The 14189-nt window shown below is 70.0% G+C and carries 17 protein-coding genes; all 17 read right to left on the bottom strand.

Annotated elements, in window-relative coordinates; translation table 11 throughout:
* Positions 1–9 precede the first annotated feature (9 nt).
* On the bottom strand, positions 10–834 hold the full coding sequence (gene trpA, locus N1027_RS15180; RefSeq protein ID WP_259508969.1) for a tryptophan synthase subunit alpha: 825 nt from the start codon (positions 832–834) through the stop codon (positions 10–12).
* The gene (trpB, locus tag N1027_RS15185; protein ID WP_259508971.1) at positions 831–2060 is read right to left on the bottom strand and encodes a tryptophan synthase subunit beta; all 1230 of its coding nucleotides are present in this window, start codon (positions 2058–2060) and stop codon (positions 831–833) included. The genes trpA and trpB overlap by 4 nt, the downstream gene beginning before the upstream one ends.
* Complete coding sequence (gene trpC / locus N1027_RS15190) at positions 2057–2830, bottom strand: indole-3-glycerol phosphate synthase TrpC (protein WP_259508972.1); 774 nt, start codon at positions 2828–2830, stop codon at positions 2057–2059. Before trpC ends, trpB begins: the two co-directional genes overlap by 4 nt.
* 4 nt (positions 2831–2834) lie before the next feature.
* Positions 2835–3065, bottom strand: coding sequence for an HGxxPAAW family protein (locus N1027_RS15195; RefSeq protein ID WP_259508973.1), 231 nt, complete (start codon positions 3063–3065; stop codon positions 2835–2837).
* A 68-nt stretch (positions 3066–3133) separates the two neighbouring features.
* Positions 3134–3928, bottom strand: a complete 795-nt coding sequence (locus N1027_RS15200) for a Trp biosynthesis-associated membrane protein (RefSeq protein WP_259508974.1) — start codon at positions 3926–3928, stop codon at positions 3134–3136.
* Entirely contained in the window at positions 3928–5460 is a 1533-nt protein-coding gene (locus tag N1027_RS15205) for an anthranilate synthase component I (RefSeq protein ID WP_259508975.1), read from the bottom strand. The genes N1027_RS15200 and N1027_RS15205 overlap by 1 nt, the downstream gene beginning before the upstream one ends.
* A 15-nt stretch (positions 5461–5475) precedes the next feature.
* Positions 5476–5850: a phosphoribosyl-AMP cyclohydrolase gene (gene hisI / locus N1027_RS15210; RefSeq protein WP_259508976.1), complete on the bottom strand. Its 375-nt coding sequence runs from the start codon at positions 5848–5850 to the stop codon at positions 5476–5478.
* On the bottom strand, positions 5847–6617 hold the full coding sequence (gene hisF, locus N1027_RS15215; RefSeq protein ID WP_259508977.1) for an imidazole glycerol phosphate synthase subunit HisF: 771 nt from the start codon (positions 6615–6617) through the stop codon (positions 5847–5849). Before hisF ends, hisI begins: the two co-directional genes overlap by 4 nt.
* Positions 6617–7456: an ATP phosphoribosyltransferase gene (gene hisG / locus N1027_RS15220; RefSeq protein ID WP_259508978.1), complete on the bottom strand. Its 840-nt coding sequence runs from the start codon at positions 7454–7456 to the stop codon at positions 6617–6619. Before hisG ends, hisF begins: the two co-directional genes overlap by 1 nt.
* A 51-nt stretch (positions 7457–7507) precedes the next feature.
* A complete protein-coding gene (locus N1027_RS15225) occupies positions 7508–7771 on the bottom strand; it encodes a phosphoribosyl-ATP diphosphatase (protein ID WP_259508979.1) in 264 nt (87 codons plus the stop codon).
* 18 nt (positions 7772–7789) lie between these two features.
* Positions 7790–8452 carry a ribulose-phosphate 3-epimerase gene (gene rpe, locus N1027_RS15230; RefSeq protein WP_372499747.1) on the bottom strand — a complete coding sequence of 221 codons (663 nt, stop codon included), beginning with the start codon at positions 8450–8452 and terminating at the stop codon, positions 7790–7792.
* Between the two features lie 9 nt (positions 8453–8461).
* The gene (locus tag N1027_RS15235; protein WP_259508980.1) at positions 8462–8728 is read right to left on the bottom strand and encodes a PIN domain-containing protein; all 267 of its coding nucleotides are present in this window, start codon (positions 8726–8728) and stop codon (positions 8462–8464) included.
* Positions 8729–8910: 182 nt separating this feature from the next.
* Positions 8911–9168, bottom strand: coding sequence for a hypothetical protein (locus tag N1027_RS15240; protein ID WP_259508981.1), 258 nt, complete (start codon positions 9166–9168; stop codon positions 8911–8913).
* Positions 9165–9587, bottom strand: coding sequence for a hypothetical protein (locus tag N1027_RS15245; protein WP_259508982.1), 423 nt, complete (start codon positions 9585–9587; stop codon positions 9165–9167). The genes N1027_RS15240 and N1027_RS15245 overlap by 4 nt, the downstream gene beginning before the upstream one ends.
* A gap of 91 nt (positions 9588–9678) precedes the next feature.
* On the bottom strand, positions 9679–11172 hold the full coding sequence (locus N1027_RS15250; RefSeq protein ID WP_259508983.1) for an RsmB/NOP family class I SAM-dependent RNA methyltransferase: 1494 nt from the start codon (positions 11170–11172) through the stop codon (positions 9679–9681).
* Entirely contained in the window at positions 11169–12083 is a 915-nt protein-coding gene (gene fmt / locus N1027_RS15255; RefSeq protein WP_259508984.1) for a methionyl-tRNA formyltransferase, read from the bottom strand. The genes N1027_RS15250 and fmt overlap by 4 nt, the downstream gene beginning before the upstream one ends.
* Positions 12080–14152: a primosomal protein N' family DNA-binding protein gene (locus N1027_RS15260; RefSeq protein WP_259508985.1), complete on the bottom strand. Its 2073-nt coding sequence runs from the start codon at positions 14150–14152 to the stop codon at positions 12080–12082. The genes fmt and N1027_RS15260 overlap by 4 nt, the downstream gene beginning before the upstream one ends.
* Positions 14153–14189 lie beyond the last annotated feature (37 nt).

Below are 14189 nucleotides of genomic sequence, written 5' to 3' on the forward strand. Positions count from 1 at the left end.
CCCGCTACCCTACCGGTGCGTGCCCTCGGCCAGTTCTGCGGCGAGGCGCCCGACGGCCGCGACTCCCCCGTCGGCCAGCGCCTTCACCAGCGCCGATCCGACGATGGCTCCGTCGGCGTAGCTCAAAATCTCGGCGATCTGATCGGGCGTCGAGATGCCGATGCCGACCGCGAGGCTCTCGCCGCCCTGCTCGCGCAGCCGAGCCACCAGGGTGCGGGCCGCCGCGTCGAGGTCGGCTCGGGCGCCCGTGATGCCCATGGTGGAGACGGTGTAGACGAAGCCTCGACTGTTCTCGATGGCGAGACGCAGACGCGCGTCGGTGGAGGTGGGTGCGGCGAGGAACACTCGGTCAAGACCCGTGCGGTCGCTCGTGGCGAGCCAGTCGGCGCCGGAGTCGACCGTGAGGTCGGGCGTGATGAGCCCCGCCCCACCGGCTGACACGAGGTCGTCGGCGAAGCGGTCGACGCCGTACTGCAGCACCGGGTTCCAATAGGTCATCAGCAAGACGGGTGCGTCGACGCGGGAGCGGATGCGCTCCACCGCGGTGAAGGCATCCGTGAGGTGGAAGCCGCCCTGCAGCGACGCGAGGGTCGCGGCCTGGATGACCGGGCCGTCCATCACCGGATCGGAGTAGGGCAAGCCGAGTTCGAGCACGTCGACGCCGTTCTCCACCAAGGCGACTGCGGCGTCGACACTCGCGTCGAGTGACGGGAAACCCACCGGCAGGTAGCCCACCAAGGCGCCGGCGCGCTCGGCGTTGGCGGCCGCGATGGTACGGGCGACGGGCGATTCGCGGGTCGCGGGGGCGGCCGCCTCGTGCATCGTGTCGCTCATACCTTCGCGTTCCCCTGCTCGTCGAGCACATCGAAGTACCGGCCCGCGGTCTCCACGTCTTTGTCGCCGCGGCCGCTCAACGACACCAGGATCGTGGCGTCGGGGCCGAGCTCACGACCGAGATCGATCGTGCCGGCCAGGGCGTGCGCCGATTCGATGGCCGGGATGATGCCTTCCGTGCTGCACATCAGGCGGAAGGCCTGCATCGCCGCCTCGTCGGTGATCGGGCGGTAGTTCGCGCGGCCGATCGAGGCGAGCCAGGCGTGCTCGGGGCCGACGCCCGGGTAGTCGAGGCCCGCGGAGATCGAGTGCGAGTCGAGGGTCTGGCCGTCGGCATCCTGCAGCATATAGCTGCGCGAGCCGTGCAGCACGCCGGGGCGGCCCTTCGTGATGGTGGCCGCGTGCTTGTCGGTGTCGGCACCGAGACCGGCGGCCTCGTAGCCGTAGAGCCCCACCGAGGTGTCGTCGAGGAAGGCGTGGAAGATTCCGATCGCGTTCGAGCCGCCGCCCACGCACGCGGTCACCGCATCCGGAAGCGCGCCGGTGAGGTCGAGCATCTGTTGGCGCGCCTCCTCGCCGATGACCTTGACGAAGTCGCGCACCATCACGGGGAACGGGTGCGGGCCGGCCACCGTGCCGAGCAGGTAGTGGGTGTTCTCCACGTTCGCCACCCAGTCGCGGAATGCCTCGTTCAGGGCGTCTTTGAGGGTGCGCGTGCCGCTCGTGACGGGGATGACCTCGGCGCCGAGCAGACGCATCCGGGCCACGTTCAATGCCTGGCGCTCCGTGTCGACCTCGCCCATGTAGACGACGCACTCCATGCCGAACAAGGCGGCGGCGGTCGCGGTGGCGACGCCGTGCTGCCCGGCACCGGTCTCGGCGATCAGGCGCGACTTACCGATGCGGCGCGCGATGAGGGCCTGACCGAGCACGTTGTTGATCTTGTGCGAGCCGGTGTGGTTGAGGTCTTCGCGCTTCAGGATGACGCGGGCGCCGCCGGCATGGCGGGCGAACCGCGGCACCTCGGTGAGGATCGACGGACGACCGGTGTAGGTGCGGCCGAGAGCGGCGAGCTCCTCGTGGAAGGCCGGATCGAGCTTCGCGAGCTGGTAGGCGTCGGCGAGCTCGTCGAGCGCGGCGATCAGCGACTCCGGCATGAACCGGCCGCCGAACTCGCCGAAGAACGGGCCCGCCTCGGCGCGGAGGGAGGGGGTGAGATCGGTCATACGGAGAGGAACTCCTTCAATGTCGCCACCGGGTCGTCGCCCGTGACGAGGGCTTCGCCGACCAGCACCACGTCGGCACCCGACGAACGGTAGTGGGCAACATCGGCGACGGTCGAGACGGCGGATTCGGCCACCTTGATCGTGCCGGCGGGGATGCGGTCGACCAGGCGACCGAACAGATCGGTGTCGAGCTCGAAGGTGCTGAGATTGCGGGCGTTGACGCCCACGAGGCGGGCACCGAGATCGACGGCACGTGACACCTCGACGGCGTCGTGGGTCTCCACCAACGGCGTCATGCCCAGCGAGACCGCGAACTCATGCAGGTGCGTGAGCGTGGGCTGGTCGAGCGCCGCGACGATCAGGAGCACCAGGTCGGCGCCCGCGGCCCGCGCTTCGAGCACCTGGTACTCGGTGGCGATGAAGTCTTTGCGGAGCACCGGGATGTCGACGGCAGCGCGCACCGCCTCCAGGTCGGCGAGAGAGCCTTTGAACTTGCGCTGTTCGGTCAGCACGCTGATGGCGCCGGCCCCTCCGGCCGCGTAACGCGCGGCCAGTTCGGCCGGGTCGGCGATGGTGGCGAGGGCGCCGCGCGAGGGACTCGCGCGCTTCACCTCGGCGATGATCTTCACCCGCTCGGCGGGCGCGAGGAAGGTGAGGGCATCGAGAGCGGGCGGAGCCGCGGCTGCCGCAGCCTCGACCACGTCGAAGCCGCGCGTGGCCTGCCGATCCGCCGCATCCTCGAGCGCTCCGGCTACGAGATCGGCGAGCACGGAGTCAGTGCTCCTTGTGCTGAGTGCGCGACCCGTTGACGCCGTAACCCGCGCGGGCGAGCGCCCAGCCCAGGATGAAGCCGACGAGCGTGAGCCCGGCGGCGGCCCAGACGAGCCACTGCACGTCGAGAACGAAGGCGACGGTGCCGATCGCGATTCCCACGAGTGCCACGATGACGGCCGTCCATGCGGCGGGAGAGTGGCCTTCGCCTAGTTCTTCAACGTCAGAGCTCATCGATCGCTTCCTGTCTCACGGGTGGAGGTACGAGGAAAGTCTACCGGGGTCTTGCCCCCGTGTCGGGTTCAGCGGGTCGGGTCGGTGCCGTGCGTCAGGTTGTCCCAATCGTCGACCGCCGCATCCCGGGCCGTCGTCGCGGGAGGCCTCGTCGAGGTGGGCGGAGCAGACGGCGCATCCGCCCTCGTCTCCGTGGAGTCGACCGGCTCGTCGTCGAAGAAGTCGGCCGGATCGGCGCTGCGCTGCCCGTCGGCGCCCTCGAAGGCGACGGCCTGGTATTTGCGGCTCGCCTGCGGCCATCGCCGCACGGTGACGATCACGAACACGCCCGCGACGATCATCAGGGCGCCGAGCGCCACGGTCACCGCCGCCCAGGGGGTGGTGGTGCTCACGGTCACGAGATCGCGCACCGACTGCGTGCCCGCCACGCCGGTGCTGGTCGTGACGACCGAGGCGCCGGCGGCGACCGGATCGGTCACTGCGCCGACAGCCGAGGCGAGCACGCTCGCGCCGAGCAGCACCTCGAGCGCTCCGAGCACGATCCGGATGATCGGGCCCGCGATCGCGAGGGCACCGGCCAAGGCGATCCCGGCGAGGGCGAGAGCCGAGAGCGCAGGCGCAGCCACGGAGCCCGGAACGTCGAGCGTCGCCGCACTGGTGGTGCCGGCCACGATGGTGAGGGTGCCCCAGGATTGCGACCAGGCCAGGAAGGTGAGGGCGCTCAGACCGAGCACGGCCAGAATGGCGAGGGCCTTGAGACGCCGCCCGGAGCGGACGGTGTCGGCGCGAGCCGGGTCGGTGCCGCCCGAGGCGCCTGCAGCACCGGTGTCGCCTGAGGTCGCGCCCGGCGCATCCGTGCTCATCAGCGCACTCTCGTCATCGCGTTCGCCACCGCCACCGCTCGCAGGGGCGCCGCGGCCTTGTTCTGCGACTCCTGGAACTCGCTCGCCGGGTCGGAGTCGGCCACCAGACCGCCGCCCGCCTGCACGTGCGCCACGCCGTCACGGATGGTCGCCGTGCGGATCGCGATGGCGAGGTCGGCGTCGCCGCCGAAGCCGAAGTAGCCCACGACTCCCCCGTAGAGACCGCGTTGGGCGGGCTCCAGGGCGTCGATGATCTCGAGGGCACGCGGCTTCGGCGCGCCCGACAGCGTGCCGGCAGGGAAGGTCGCCCGAAAGACGTCGATCGCGTCGATTCCGTCGCGCATCTGCCCCTCGACCGACGACACGATGTGCATGATGTGGCTGAACCGCTCCACCCGCATGAACTCGGTGACCTCGACCGAATCGGCCTCGCACACCTTCAGCAGGTCGTTGCGCGCGAGATCGACGAGCATCAGGTGCTCCGCCTTCTCTTTCTGGTCGCCGAGCAGCTCGTGCTCCAGATCGAGATCCTCTTGCGGGGTGGCGCCACGCGGCTTCGAACCGGCGATCGGATGCGTGTGCGCCCGCCCGCGCTCCACCTTCACGAGAGCCTCGGGGCTCGATCCGACGATCTCGTACGGCGTTCCGTCGGTGTCGACGAGGCTCAGCAGGTACATGTACGGGCTCGGGTTGAGCGTGCGCAGCGCCCGGTAGACGTCGAGCGGATGCGCCACCACGTCGAGCTCGAAGCGTTGCGAGACCACGACCTGGAAGATGTCGCCCTCACGGATGTGCTCCTTCGCCACCTCGACGGCGGCGAGGAAGTCATCGCGCTCGGTGCGGTGGCGAGGATCGGCGGTGCTGGCGAAATCGACCGTCGCGAGCCACGCCTCGGCCGGCTGGGCGAGCGCATTCTGCAGCTCGTCGAGGCGCGCCTGAGCGGCTGTCCAGAGCGTGTCGGCATCCGTGCCGTCGTCGGTCAGCACGTTCACCAGCAGTTGCAGCGTGCCGTTGCTGTGGTCGACGACGACGATCTCGGAGACGAACGAGAGACCCTGGCTCGGCATCCGGTAGTCGGCCGGTGGCCGGTTCGGCAGACGCTCGATCTGGCGCACCGACTCCCAGCCGATGAAGCCCACGAGTCCGCCGGTGAGGGGCGGATGCGTCGCCACGGCCGGCGTCTTCCACAGCTCGTAGAGCGCACTGAGCGCCTCCAACGGGCCGGCGGGGAGGCCGGCCGGGAAGGCGCGCTCCTCGGGCAGGCCGAGATCGAGCCAGACCGCGTGGTCGTCGTTCTCGGTGAGCACGCCGAAGCTCGAGACGCCGATGAACGAGAACCTCGACCAGATGCCGCCCTGCTCCGCGGATTCGAGCAGGAAGGTGCCCGGGCGGCCGTCGGCGAGTTTGCGGTAGATGCCTACCGGTGTCTCCCCGTCGGCGAACAATTCGCGGATCACCGGGATGACCCGGTGACTCGCATGCAGCTGCCCGAACTCGGCACGCGTGGTCGAGTTCTGTGAGGTGGAAGTCATGGTCTTACGAGTATTTCAGGTCGTGGGCGAACCCACGACCGGCTGCCCCACGACCGGCTCCAACGGGTCGACATCGAAGCAACGGCGGGCCCCCGTGTGGCAGGCAGCGCCGATCTGGTCGACCTGCACGAGGAGTGTGTCGTCGTCGCAGTCGAAGGCGGCGCTCTTCACGTACTGCACGTTGCCGGAGGTGTCGCCCTTGCGCCAGAACTCCTGGCGGGAGCGCGACCAGAATGTCACCCGCCCCTCGGTGAGCGTGCGGCGGAGGGCTTCGGCGTTCATGTATCCGAGCATGAGCACCTCCTTGGTGTCCCATTGCTGGATGATCGCCGGCAGCAGCCCGGCGGAATCGAACGTCGCCCGCTCGAGCACGGCATCCACGTCGTTCATCGCACGACCACCCCTTCTTTTCTCAGTTCGTCTTTCACGTCGCCCACTGTCATCTCGCGCAGGTGGAACACGGATGCCGCGAGCACCGCGTCGGCGCCGGCCGCCACAGCCTGGCCGAAGTGCTCCACCTTACCTGCGCCGCCCGAGGCGATCACCGGCACCGAGCTCAGTTCGCGCATGAGGCTCATGAGTTCGAGGTCGAAGCCGTCTTTCGTGCCGTCGGCGTCGATCGAGTTGACCAGCAGTTCGCCGGTGCCGCGTTCGATGGCCTGGCGCGCCCAGGCGAGCGCATCCAACTCGGTCTCGCGACGGCCGCCGTGCGTCGTGACCACGAAGCCCGAAGGCACGAAGTCGCTGGGCTCGGTGCGCTTCACGTCGAGCGAGAGCACGAGCACCTGGGCGCCGAAGCGGTCGGCGATCTCGTCGAGCAGGTGAGGGCGTGCGATGGCGGCGCTGTTCACGCCCACCTTGTCGGCGCCGTGGGCGAGGAGTCGGGCCACGTCGTCGGTGGAACGCACTCCCCCGCCGACCGTGAGTGGGATGAACACCTGTTCGGCGGTCTGGCGCACCACGTCATACATCGTCTCGCGGGCATCGACCGTGGCGGTCACGTCGAGGAAGGTGAGTTCGTCGGCGCCCTGCGCGGAGTAGAGGGCGGCGAGCTCCACCGGATCGCCCGCGTCGCGCAGGTTCTCGAAGTTCACACCCTTCACCACGCGGCCGCCCGCCACGTCGAGACACGGGATGACGCGTACCGCGAGCGACATCAGATTCTCGCGGCGTGGATCGGGCTGACGAGGATGGCCCGCGCGCCGACGGCGTAGAGCTCGTCCATCACGTGGTTGGTGTCGAAACGCGGCACCATCGAGCGCACCGCGACCCACTCGGGGTCGTGCAGGGGCGAAATGGTGGGCGACTCGATGCCCGGGGTCAGCGCGACGGCTTCGTCGAGGTTGACGACGGGCACGTCGTAATCCATCAGCACGTACTGGCGGGCCACCAGCACGCCCTGCAGGCGGCGCAGCAGGGTGGCGGCGCCAGGGTGCTCGGTTCCCGAGCTGATCAGCACGGCGGTGGACTCCAGGATGACCGGGCCGAAGATCTCGAGACCGGCGGTGCGCAAGGTGGAACCGGTGGAGACGACGTCGGCGACCGCATCCGCGACCCCGAGGCGCACGGCGGATTCGACCGCGCCGTCGAGTCGGATGAGGGTTGCGGTGATGCCGTGTCCGGCGAGGAACGCGCCGACCAGGCCGGGGTAGCTGGTGGCGACACGGGCGCCGTGCAGATCGGCCAGTTCGATCGCGGTGCCGACGGGGCGAGCGAAGCGGAAGGTCGACTCGCCGAAGTTCAGCGCAGCCGTCTCGGTGGCCGTCGACTCGGAGTCGAGCAGCAGGTCGCGGCCGGTGATGCCGACGTCGAGTGCGCCGGAGCCGACGTAGGTGGCGATGTCGCGCGGGCGCAGGTAGAAGAACTCGACGTCGTTGCGGGGGTCGAGCACGACCAGTTCCCGCGGGTCGCGCCGACCCACGTAGCCGGCCTCGGCGAGCATCTGGGCGGCGGTTTCGGACAGGGAACCCTTGTTGGGCACCGCGATCTTGAGCATGGAAGGTCTTTCAGAGAGAAGAGAAGGTATCGGGATCGTCTACTGCTCGGTTCACAGATGTCGGTAGATGTCGGCCGGGGTCAGACCCTTCGCCAGCATCATCACCTGCAGGTGGTAGAGCAGCTGCGAGATCTCCTCGGCCGCGTTCTCCGCCGACTCGTACTCGGCAGCCATCCACACCTCGGCGGCCTCTTCGACGATCTTCTTGCCGATCGTGTGCACGCCACCGTCGAGTTCACGAACGGTGCGTGAGCCCTCGGGGCGCTCGACCGCCTTGGCGGAGAGTTCGAGGAACAGCTCGTCGAAAGTCTTCACCTGTCAAGGGTACCGGTGTCAGTGGGTGTGCCGGGCCGCGAGCGAACGCAGGTGATCGACCTGGGCGGCTGCGCTCTCGGCGCCGAAGACGCTCGAGCCGGCCACGAAGGTGTTGGCGCCCGCGTCGGCCGCGACCGCGATCGTGTCGTCGTTGATGCCGCCGTCGACCTCGATCCAGATGTCGAGCCCGGAGGTCTTCACCGCCTCGGCGAGACGGCCGAGCTTGGGCATGGTGCCCGCCATGAACGACTGCCCGCCGAACCCGGGCTCCACGGTCATGATGAGCACCAGGTCGAACTCGGGCAGCAGTTCGAGGTAGGGCTCGACCTCGGTGCCGGGCTTGATGGCGATGCCTGCACGGGCTCCTCGTTCACGGAGGCTACGGGCGACGGCGACCGGATCGGTCGTGGCTTCGGCGTGGAAGGTGACGGAGTAGGCGCCCGTCTCCGCGTAGAGCGGTGCCCAGCGACCCGGATCGTCGATCATCAGGTGCAGGTCGAGCGGGATCGGGGACACCTGCTGCAGCCGCTCCACCACCGGGAGGCCGATGGTGAGGTTCGGCACGAAGTGGTTGTCCATCACGTCGACGTGCGCCAGGTCGGCGTTGGAGATGCGGCCGAGCTCGGTTTCGAGGTTCGCGAAGTCGGCGGCCAGGATGCTGGGGTTGATGCGCACTACCACGATCCGACCCTACCGCCCGCTCGCCCGCGGGGTCTGACCGTCGACACCGTTGCCGACAGCCAGCCGCTCGACCGGCTGCCCGGTCACGTCGGCGATCAGCTCGAAGTCCTTGTCGACGTGCAGCACGGTGAGCCGACAGATCTCCGCGGTAGCCGCGGTGAGAACGTCGACCACAGACGCCGCGCGATGATGTCCGCGCTCGGCCAGCAACCTCTGGATCTCCACAGCTCGCACCTCAATCGCCGGCGTCGACAGCTCGAGTACGAGACCCGTCACCGGGAATGTCGACGTGATTCGCTCCCAGTCCGATGCCGACCGGGCAGTGAAACCCATCTCGAGGCGGGACACGGTGCAGACGCCCACCAGTCCACGTTTGATTCGATCGACCCATGTCCGGTCGTCGAGGCTGCTGGAGAGTCGGCTGAGCGCTGAAGTGTCGATCAGCCAGTGGACACCCATCAGGGACTCGCTTGGTGAGCATCGCCAAGCATCCAGGCCAACCGCGCGAATGCCTCGCGTGCTTCTTCGTATTCCGCCTCGGTGAGTAGCGGTTTGCGGGCTTCGCGCCACAGCACGGCGGTGATGAAGTCTTCTCGCGTCATCGCCACGCGCTCGGCTATGGCATCGAGCGCCGCGATCACGTCGTCGGGCAGGTCGGAGATGATGATGTCGGTGGTGATGGCTCCCTTCGCCGAAACCGACGATATCACGCTCATGACGATTCCTCAGGCAGAAGTCGCACCCCGTCGGAGAAGCTGAGGAGGCGCGCCCGCACCGGCACACCGCCGACGGCGATCGCCCCCGAGACCGCCGAGAGCAGGCTGCGTTCGGCGTCGTCGAGTTCAGACCCTCCCGGCCGCTCCCAGGTGAGCAGGATGCTCGCCGCGCCCGTCGTGCGCGCCATGCCGCAGGCCAGCGCGCCGTACTTCGCGATCTCGTCGTCGGGTGGATCGAGGTCGAAATCCGCATACGGCACGATCAGAGGCAGCGGACGATGCTCCTCGTCGAGAAACATCAGCCAGCACTGACGGCGGATGGCTTCGCCCACGAGGGAACTCACCAACTCCACGATGTCGAAGTCGGAGCGGTGGGGCATCTGGGCGGCGATCTGGGCCGGAATGATCTTGGTGGTCATGTCTCCACGATCTCGGGAAGACGCGTCGAAGAACGCGACCAGCCGCGATCTGTGGAGGGCGCTTCGGGCCGCCCGTATTGTGGTGGAGAAGTCAGAGCTTGCGGAACAACGCCACGAACATCGCATCGGTGTTGTTGCGATGCGGCCAGAGCTGCACCGCCGCATCCGGAGCGCCCAGCACGACCGCACCCTCCGTCACCGATCGCAGCACCTCTTGGGCGTCGACCTGCTCGAGAACCCCGTTCCAACGGCGCAGGGCACCCTGCACCTGGCCTCGGGTCTCGCCGACATGCGGCGAGCAGGTGACGTAGGCCAGCAGGCCGCCGGGCTTGAGCGCTCGGACGGCGGAGTCGATCAGATCCTGCTGCAGGATGACCAGCGCAGCGACGTCGCCGGGGGTCTTGCGCCACCGTGCCTCGGGCCGGCGGCGTAGAGCGCCGAGACCGGTGCACGGCGCATCGACGAGGATGCGATCGAATGACTCGGGGTCGTCGGTGCCGATGGTGGTGCCGTCGCGCTCCCAGACCTCCGGCGCATCCGGAATCGCCGCGACCGCGCGACGCACCAGGCCGGCTCGAGCCGCGATCGGCTCGTTCGCGATCACCGTCGCACCACCGAGCCGCGCTTCCGCCGCGAGAACCGCGGTCTTGCCGCCCGGGCCGGCGCAGAGGTCGAGCCACCGCTCCCCCGCAGCGATCGGTCGGGAGCGGGTGAGCGCGAGGGCCGCCAGTTGCGATCCCTCATCTTGCACCCGGGCCGTGCCCTCGTGCACGGCGGGGATGGCGGCGGGATCTCCCGTCGGCGCGAGCAGGCCGATCGGCGACAGCGGCGACGGCTCCGTGCCGTGCCCGACCGCTTCCCGTTCGAGAAGACCGGGCAGAGCCGTGAGGCTGAGGCGGGCGGGCGTGTTGTCGGCCTCGAGCAACTCGTCGAGCTGGAAGGGCAGCTCGGCCGCGGGAACACCGTCGGCTGTCAGGGCACGACGGAACGCCCGGATGACCCAGGCCGGATGCGAGGCGGCCACGGCGAGCCGGTCGTCGTCGGTCGCCGCATCCATCGCCCGTTCGAGCCATTCACTGGCGGGGGTGCGGGTGATGCCCCGCAGCACGCCGTTCACGAAGCCGGTCGCCGAGCGGGATGCGACCTGCCGGGCGAGTTCGACGGATTCGTTCACGGCGGCGTGCTGCGCGACGCGCATCGAGAGGATCTGGTGGCAGCCGAGTTCGAGCACGTCGCGCACTGCACCGTCGATCTCGTCGATCGGGCGGCCGGAGGCGAGCTCGATCACCCGGTCGTAGTAGCCGCGGAGCCGGAGGGTGCCGTAGGTGAGTTCGGTCGCGAGGCCGGCGTCGGCCGTGTCGAGACGGGCCGCGGCGATCTTCGAGGGCAGCAGCAGGTTGGCGTAGGCGTCGTCAGCACGAACCGCCGTGATCACCTCCAGCGCGATGCGGCGCGCCGGCTGCACGGGGCCCGGCTTCGGCGAGGGGGTGGCGGGCTTGCGTCGCTGCGGCCCCCCGGCCCCCGGTCCGCTCCGGCCCGAGCCGCGGCCGGAACCTCGCCCGGAGTCGCGCCCGGTGCCGCTCATCGCGCCACCATCCGCTCCGCACCGGAGCCCCGCCACCAGTCGGCGGCCGCCATCGGCTTCTTGCCGGCGGGATGCACGGTCAGGAGTTCGAGCGGGCTCCCCGCGGTTCCGACGTAGACGTGCCGCCCCTCGGCGACCACGACCCCCGGGTCGAGGCGCGGGCGATCACGAGCGGGCGAGGCATCCAGCACTTTCACGCGCACACCGTCGATCTCGGTGAACGCGCCGGGCTCGGGCGTGACGCCGCGCAGCCGGGCGTAGACCTCGTCGAGCCCCGCCGTGAAATCGAGCCGTGCATCGTCGATGGTGAGTTTCGGCGCCAAGGTCACCGTCCCCTCCTGTTCGTGAGCGGAAAGACGCCCGGAGGCGATCCCGTCGACGGTGTCGACGAGCTGCTCCGCGCCCGAGGTCGAGAGTCGCGACAGCAGGTTCCCCGACGTCTCATGCGGGCCGACCGGGGTCGACGCGAGAGACCAGATCGGACCGTCGTCGAGGCCCGGCCGCAGCTGGAACACGGTGGCGCCGGATTCGGCGTCACCCGAGATCACGGTCCACTGCACCGGCGCCGCGCCCCGCCAGCGCGGAAGGAGCGAGAAGTGCAGGTTGATCCAGCCGAGACGCGGTGTGCTCAGCAGCGGCTCGCGCACGAGACCGCCGTAGGCCACGATCACGCCGAGCTCCGCGTCGAGCGCTGCGATCTGCGCCGTCACGTCGTCGTCGAGCCGGTTCGCCTTGATCACCGGGATGCCCGCCTCCGCGGCCGCCACAGCCACCGGAGAGGGCGTGAGCACGCGTTTGCGCCCGATCGGGGCGTCGAGCCGGGTGACCACCCCCACGACCTCGTGACGGGCCACCAGCGTCTGCAGGCTGGGCACCGCGACGGCGGGGGTTCCCGCGAACACGACTCTCATTCCATGATCTCCGAATCGTCGAACCGCACGCGCAGCGTGGGTGGGGGCCGGTAGCCGGGGCCACGCCCGGCCTTCGCCCGTCTGCTCGTCGCGTTCTTCACGACGAGGGCACGCAGGTGCCGGGCGACGGCACCCCCGACCGAATAGTCGAAGCGCACGATCGCGCGCACACTCCCGTCATCGGCGGGCACCGGACCCAGTGTGTCCATCTTCGCCCATTCTTCGTCGCTGATGAGCGCCCGGAGGTCTGCCAGCGCGGTGGCGACCGTGTCGGCCGCCCCCGTGATGGTCGCGATCCGCACCGCAGGGGGAAAGCGGAGTCGCCGACGGTCGGCGAGCTCCGACCCGGCCACCGACTCCTGCTGCCAGGTCACGAGCGCCTTCGCGAGCTCCCCGCCCACGCCGACGAGAACGGTCGTCGCACGGGGAGCCGACAGCGCGATCGCATTCGACCACCAGCGCAGGCAGTCTTCCGCCACCCGCAGCGACTCGCGGGCGAGCATCCGCGGACCGTCGAGCAGCAGCACCGCTCGATAGCCACCGGATGCGATGGGCTCGGCCCCGCGGGTCGCCACGACGAGAGCGGGGCGGGCGTCGACCGTGAGCACGGTGCGCTCGCCGTCGGAGACGATCACCCGCACACCCGGGAAGGCACGGCCCAGTTCGTCGGCCGTGCGCCCGGCCCCGATCGAGGCGAAGCGGTAGGTGGTGCCCTGGCAGTGCGAGCAGGTCCAGTTGGCCGCGATCGCCCCGCAGAGGGTGCACGACGGTCGTTGCCCGGCGCGCCCGACGTGCAGCGGCCCGCCGCACACCGTGCAGGCCGCCGGGGCGTTGCAGGTCTGGCAGGCCAGCACCGGCGCGTACCCGGGCCGCGCCACCTGCACGAGAACGGGACCCGACTCCAGGCCCTTGCGCGCCACCTGCCACGCGGCGGAGGGGATGCGCGCGGCGTTCTGCGGGGCATCCGCGTCGTCCTGCTCCGCCGTCGGAACGACGCGCGGAAGGTAACGGGGCGCCGGGAAGACCTGGTGCAGGAAGCCGAGCTCGACCAGACGCTCCACCTCGGTGCTGCGCGAATGCGCGACGAAGACGAGTCGGCAGCCGGACTGCTCCTGGCGCACGAGGGCCGCGTCGCGCACGTGTACATAGGGTGCGTGGGGCTCGCTCTGCAGCGAATCCCCCTCGTCCCAGATCACGACGAGGCCGAGCCGCGACACCGGTGCGTAGATGCTCGAGCGGTTGCCCACCACGATGTGCGGTGCGCCATCCAGCGCGGTGAGGAAGTGCGCGTAGCGGTCGTTGCGGGCCTGGCGGGCGTCGAGCGGTACCACCGCGTTGCCCACGCCGAGGTGCGACAACGCCTGCTCGAGCGAGATCTGGTCGCGGTAGTCGGGCACCGCCACGATCACCGACTCCCCGCCGCGGAAGACAGCGGCGGCGAGTTCCGCCACGGTCAGCGCCCAGTGCCCGACCGTGTGGTCGATGCCGTCGGCGGTCTGCACCGGCACCACCGTGGCCAGGGCGTCGATCGCGGCTCGAGCGCCCGGCGCGGCAAGATGGGCGGCGTCCGACGCCGAGTACCCCGTGAGGTCGAAACCGACCAGAGAGCCGGGAACGACGGATGCGACGGGGTCGACGGATGCCGCACCACCGGCTGAGTCCGCACCCCCGGCCGAGTCCGCACCACCGGCCACACCCGCCGCCGCCGACACTCCGCCCTGCCGCGCGATGAACGCCTTCTCCACCCGCACGAAGCGCGGGGGGATCGCCAGCCGCACGATGTCGCAGGCGCTCCCGGCAGCGCGATCGGCGAGCCTTCGCGCGAGGGCCCACACCTCGGGGGCGAGCACGGGCAACGGCGAGACGATCTCGTCGATCTCGCTCAGCGACCCGCCGTAGTCACCCCGCGCAGCGAGATCGGAGAGCTCGACGATGTATCCGCGTGCGGTGCGCCCGGCCGAACGCAACGGCACCTTGACCCGCACGCCGGGGCGCGCGTCGGTCGCCAGCGGGGCGGGCACGAGGTAGTCGAACAACCGGTCGAGCTGAGGCAAAGGCGACTCGAGCATGACCCGCGCCACCCGAGCCGTGCCGTCCGGGACCTGT

The sequence above is a fragment of the Herbiconiux aconitum genome (assembly GCF_024979235.1).
Taxonomy (GTDB): Bacteria; Actinomycetota; Actinomycetes; order Actinomycetales; family Microbacteriaceae; genus Herbiconiux; species Herbiconiux aconitum.

What these genes read in the sequence shown, in the direction of transcription:
- trpA (WP_259508969.1), bottom strand. Translation starts at nt 834, where the DNA reads ATGAGCGACACGATGCACGAGGCGGCCGCCCCCGCGACCCGCGAATCG.
- trpB (WP_259508971.1), bottom strand. Translation starts at nt 2,060, where the DNA reads ATGACCGATCTCACCCCCTCCCTCCGCGCCGAGGCGGGCCCGTTCTTC.
- N1027_RS15195 (WP_259508973.1), bottom strand. Translation starts at nt 3,065, where the DNA reads ATGAGCTCTGACGTTGAAGAACTAGGCGAAGGCCACTCTCCCGCCGCA.
- N1027_RS15200 (WP_259508974.1), bottom strand. Translation starts at nt 3,928, where the DNA reads ATGAGCACGGATGCGCCGGGCGCGACCTCAGGCGACACCGGTGCTGCA.
- N1027_RS15205 (WP_259508975.1), bottom strand. Translation starts at nt 5,460, where the DNA reads ATGACTTCCACCTCACAGAACTCGACCACGCGTGCCGAGTTCGGGCAG.
- hisI (WP_259508976.1), bottom strand. Translation starts at nt 5,850, where the DNA reads ATGAACGACGTGGATGCCGTGCTCGAGCGGGCGACGTTCGATTCCGCC.
- hisF (WP_259508977.1), bottom strand. Translation starts at nt 6,617, where the DNA reads ATGTCGCTCGCGGTACGCGTCATCCCGTGTCTCGACGTGGCGGGCGGC.
- hisG (WP_259508978.1), bottom strand. Translation starts at nt 7,456, where the DNA reads ATGCTCAAGATCGCGGTGCCCAACAAGGGTTCCCTGTCCGAAACCGCC.
- N1027_RS15240 (WP_259508981.1), bottom strand. Translation starts at nt 9,168, where the DNA reads ATGAGCGTGATATCGTCGGTTTCGGCGAAGGGAGCCATCACCACCGAC.
- N1027_RS15245 (WP_259508982.1), bottom strand. Translation starts at nt 9,587, where the DNA reads ATGACCACCAAGATCATTCCGGCCCAGATCGCCGCCCAGATGCCCCAC.
- N1027_RS15250 (WP_259508983.1), bottom strand. Translation starts at nt 11,172, where the DNA reads ATGAGCGGCACCGGGCGCGACTCCGGGCGAGGTTCCGGCCGCGGCTCG.
- fmt (WP_259508984.1), bottom strand. Translation starts at nt 12,083, where the DNA reads ATGAGAGTCGTGTTCGCGGGAACCCCCGCCGTCGCGGTGCCCAGCCTG.
- N1027_RS15260 (WP_259508985.1), bottom strand. Translation starts at nt 14,152, where the DNA reads ATGCTCGAGTCGCCTTTGCCTCAGCTCGACCGGTTGTTCGACTACCTC.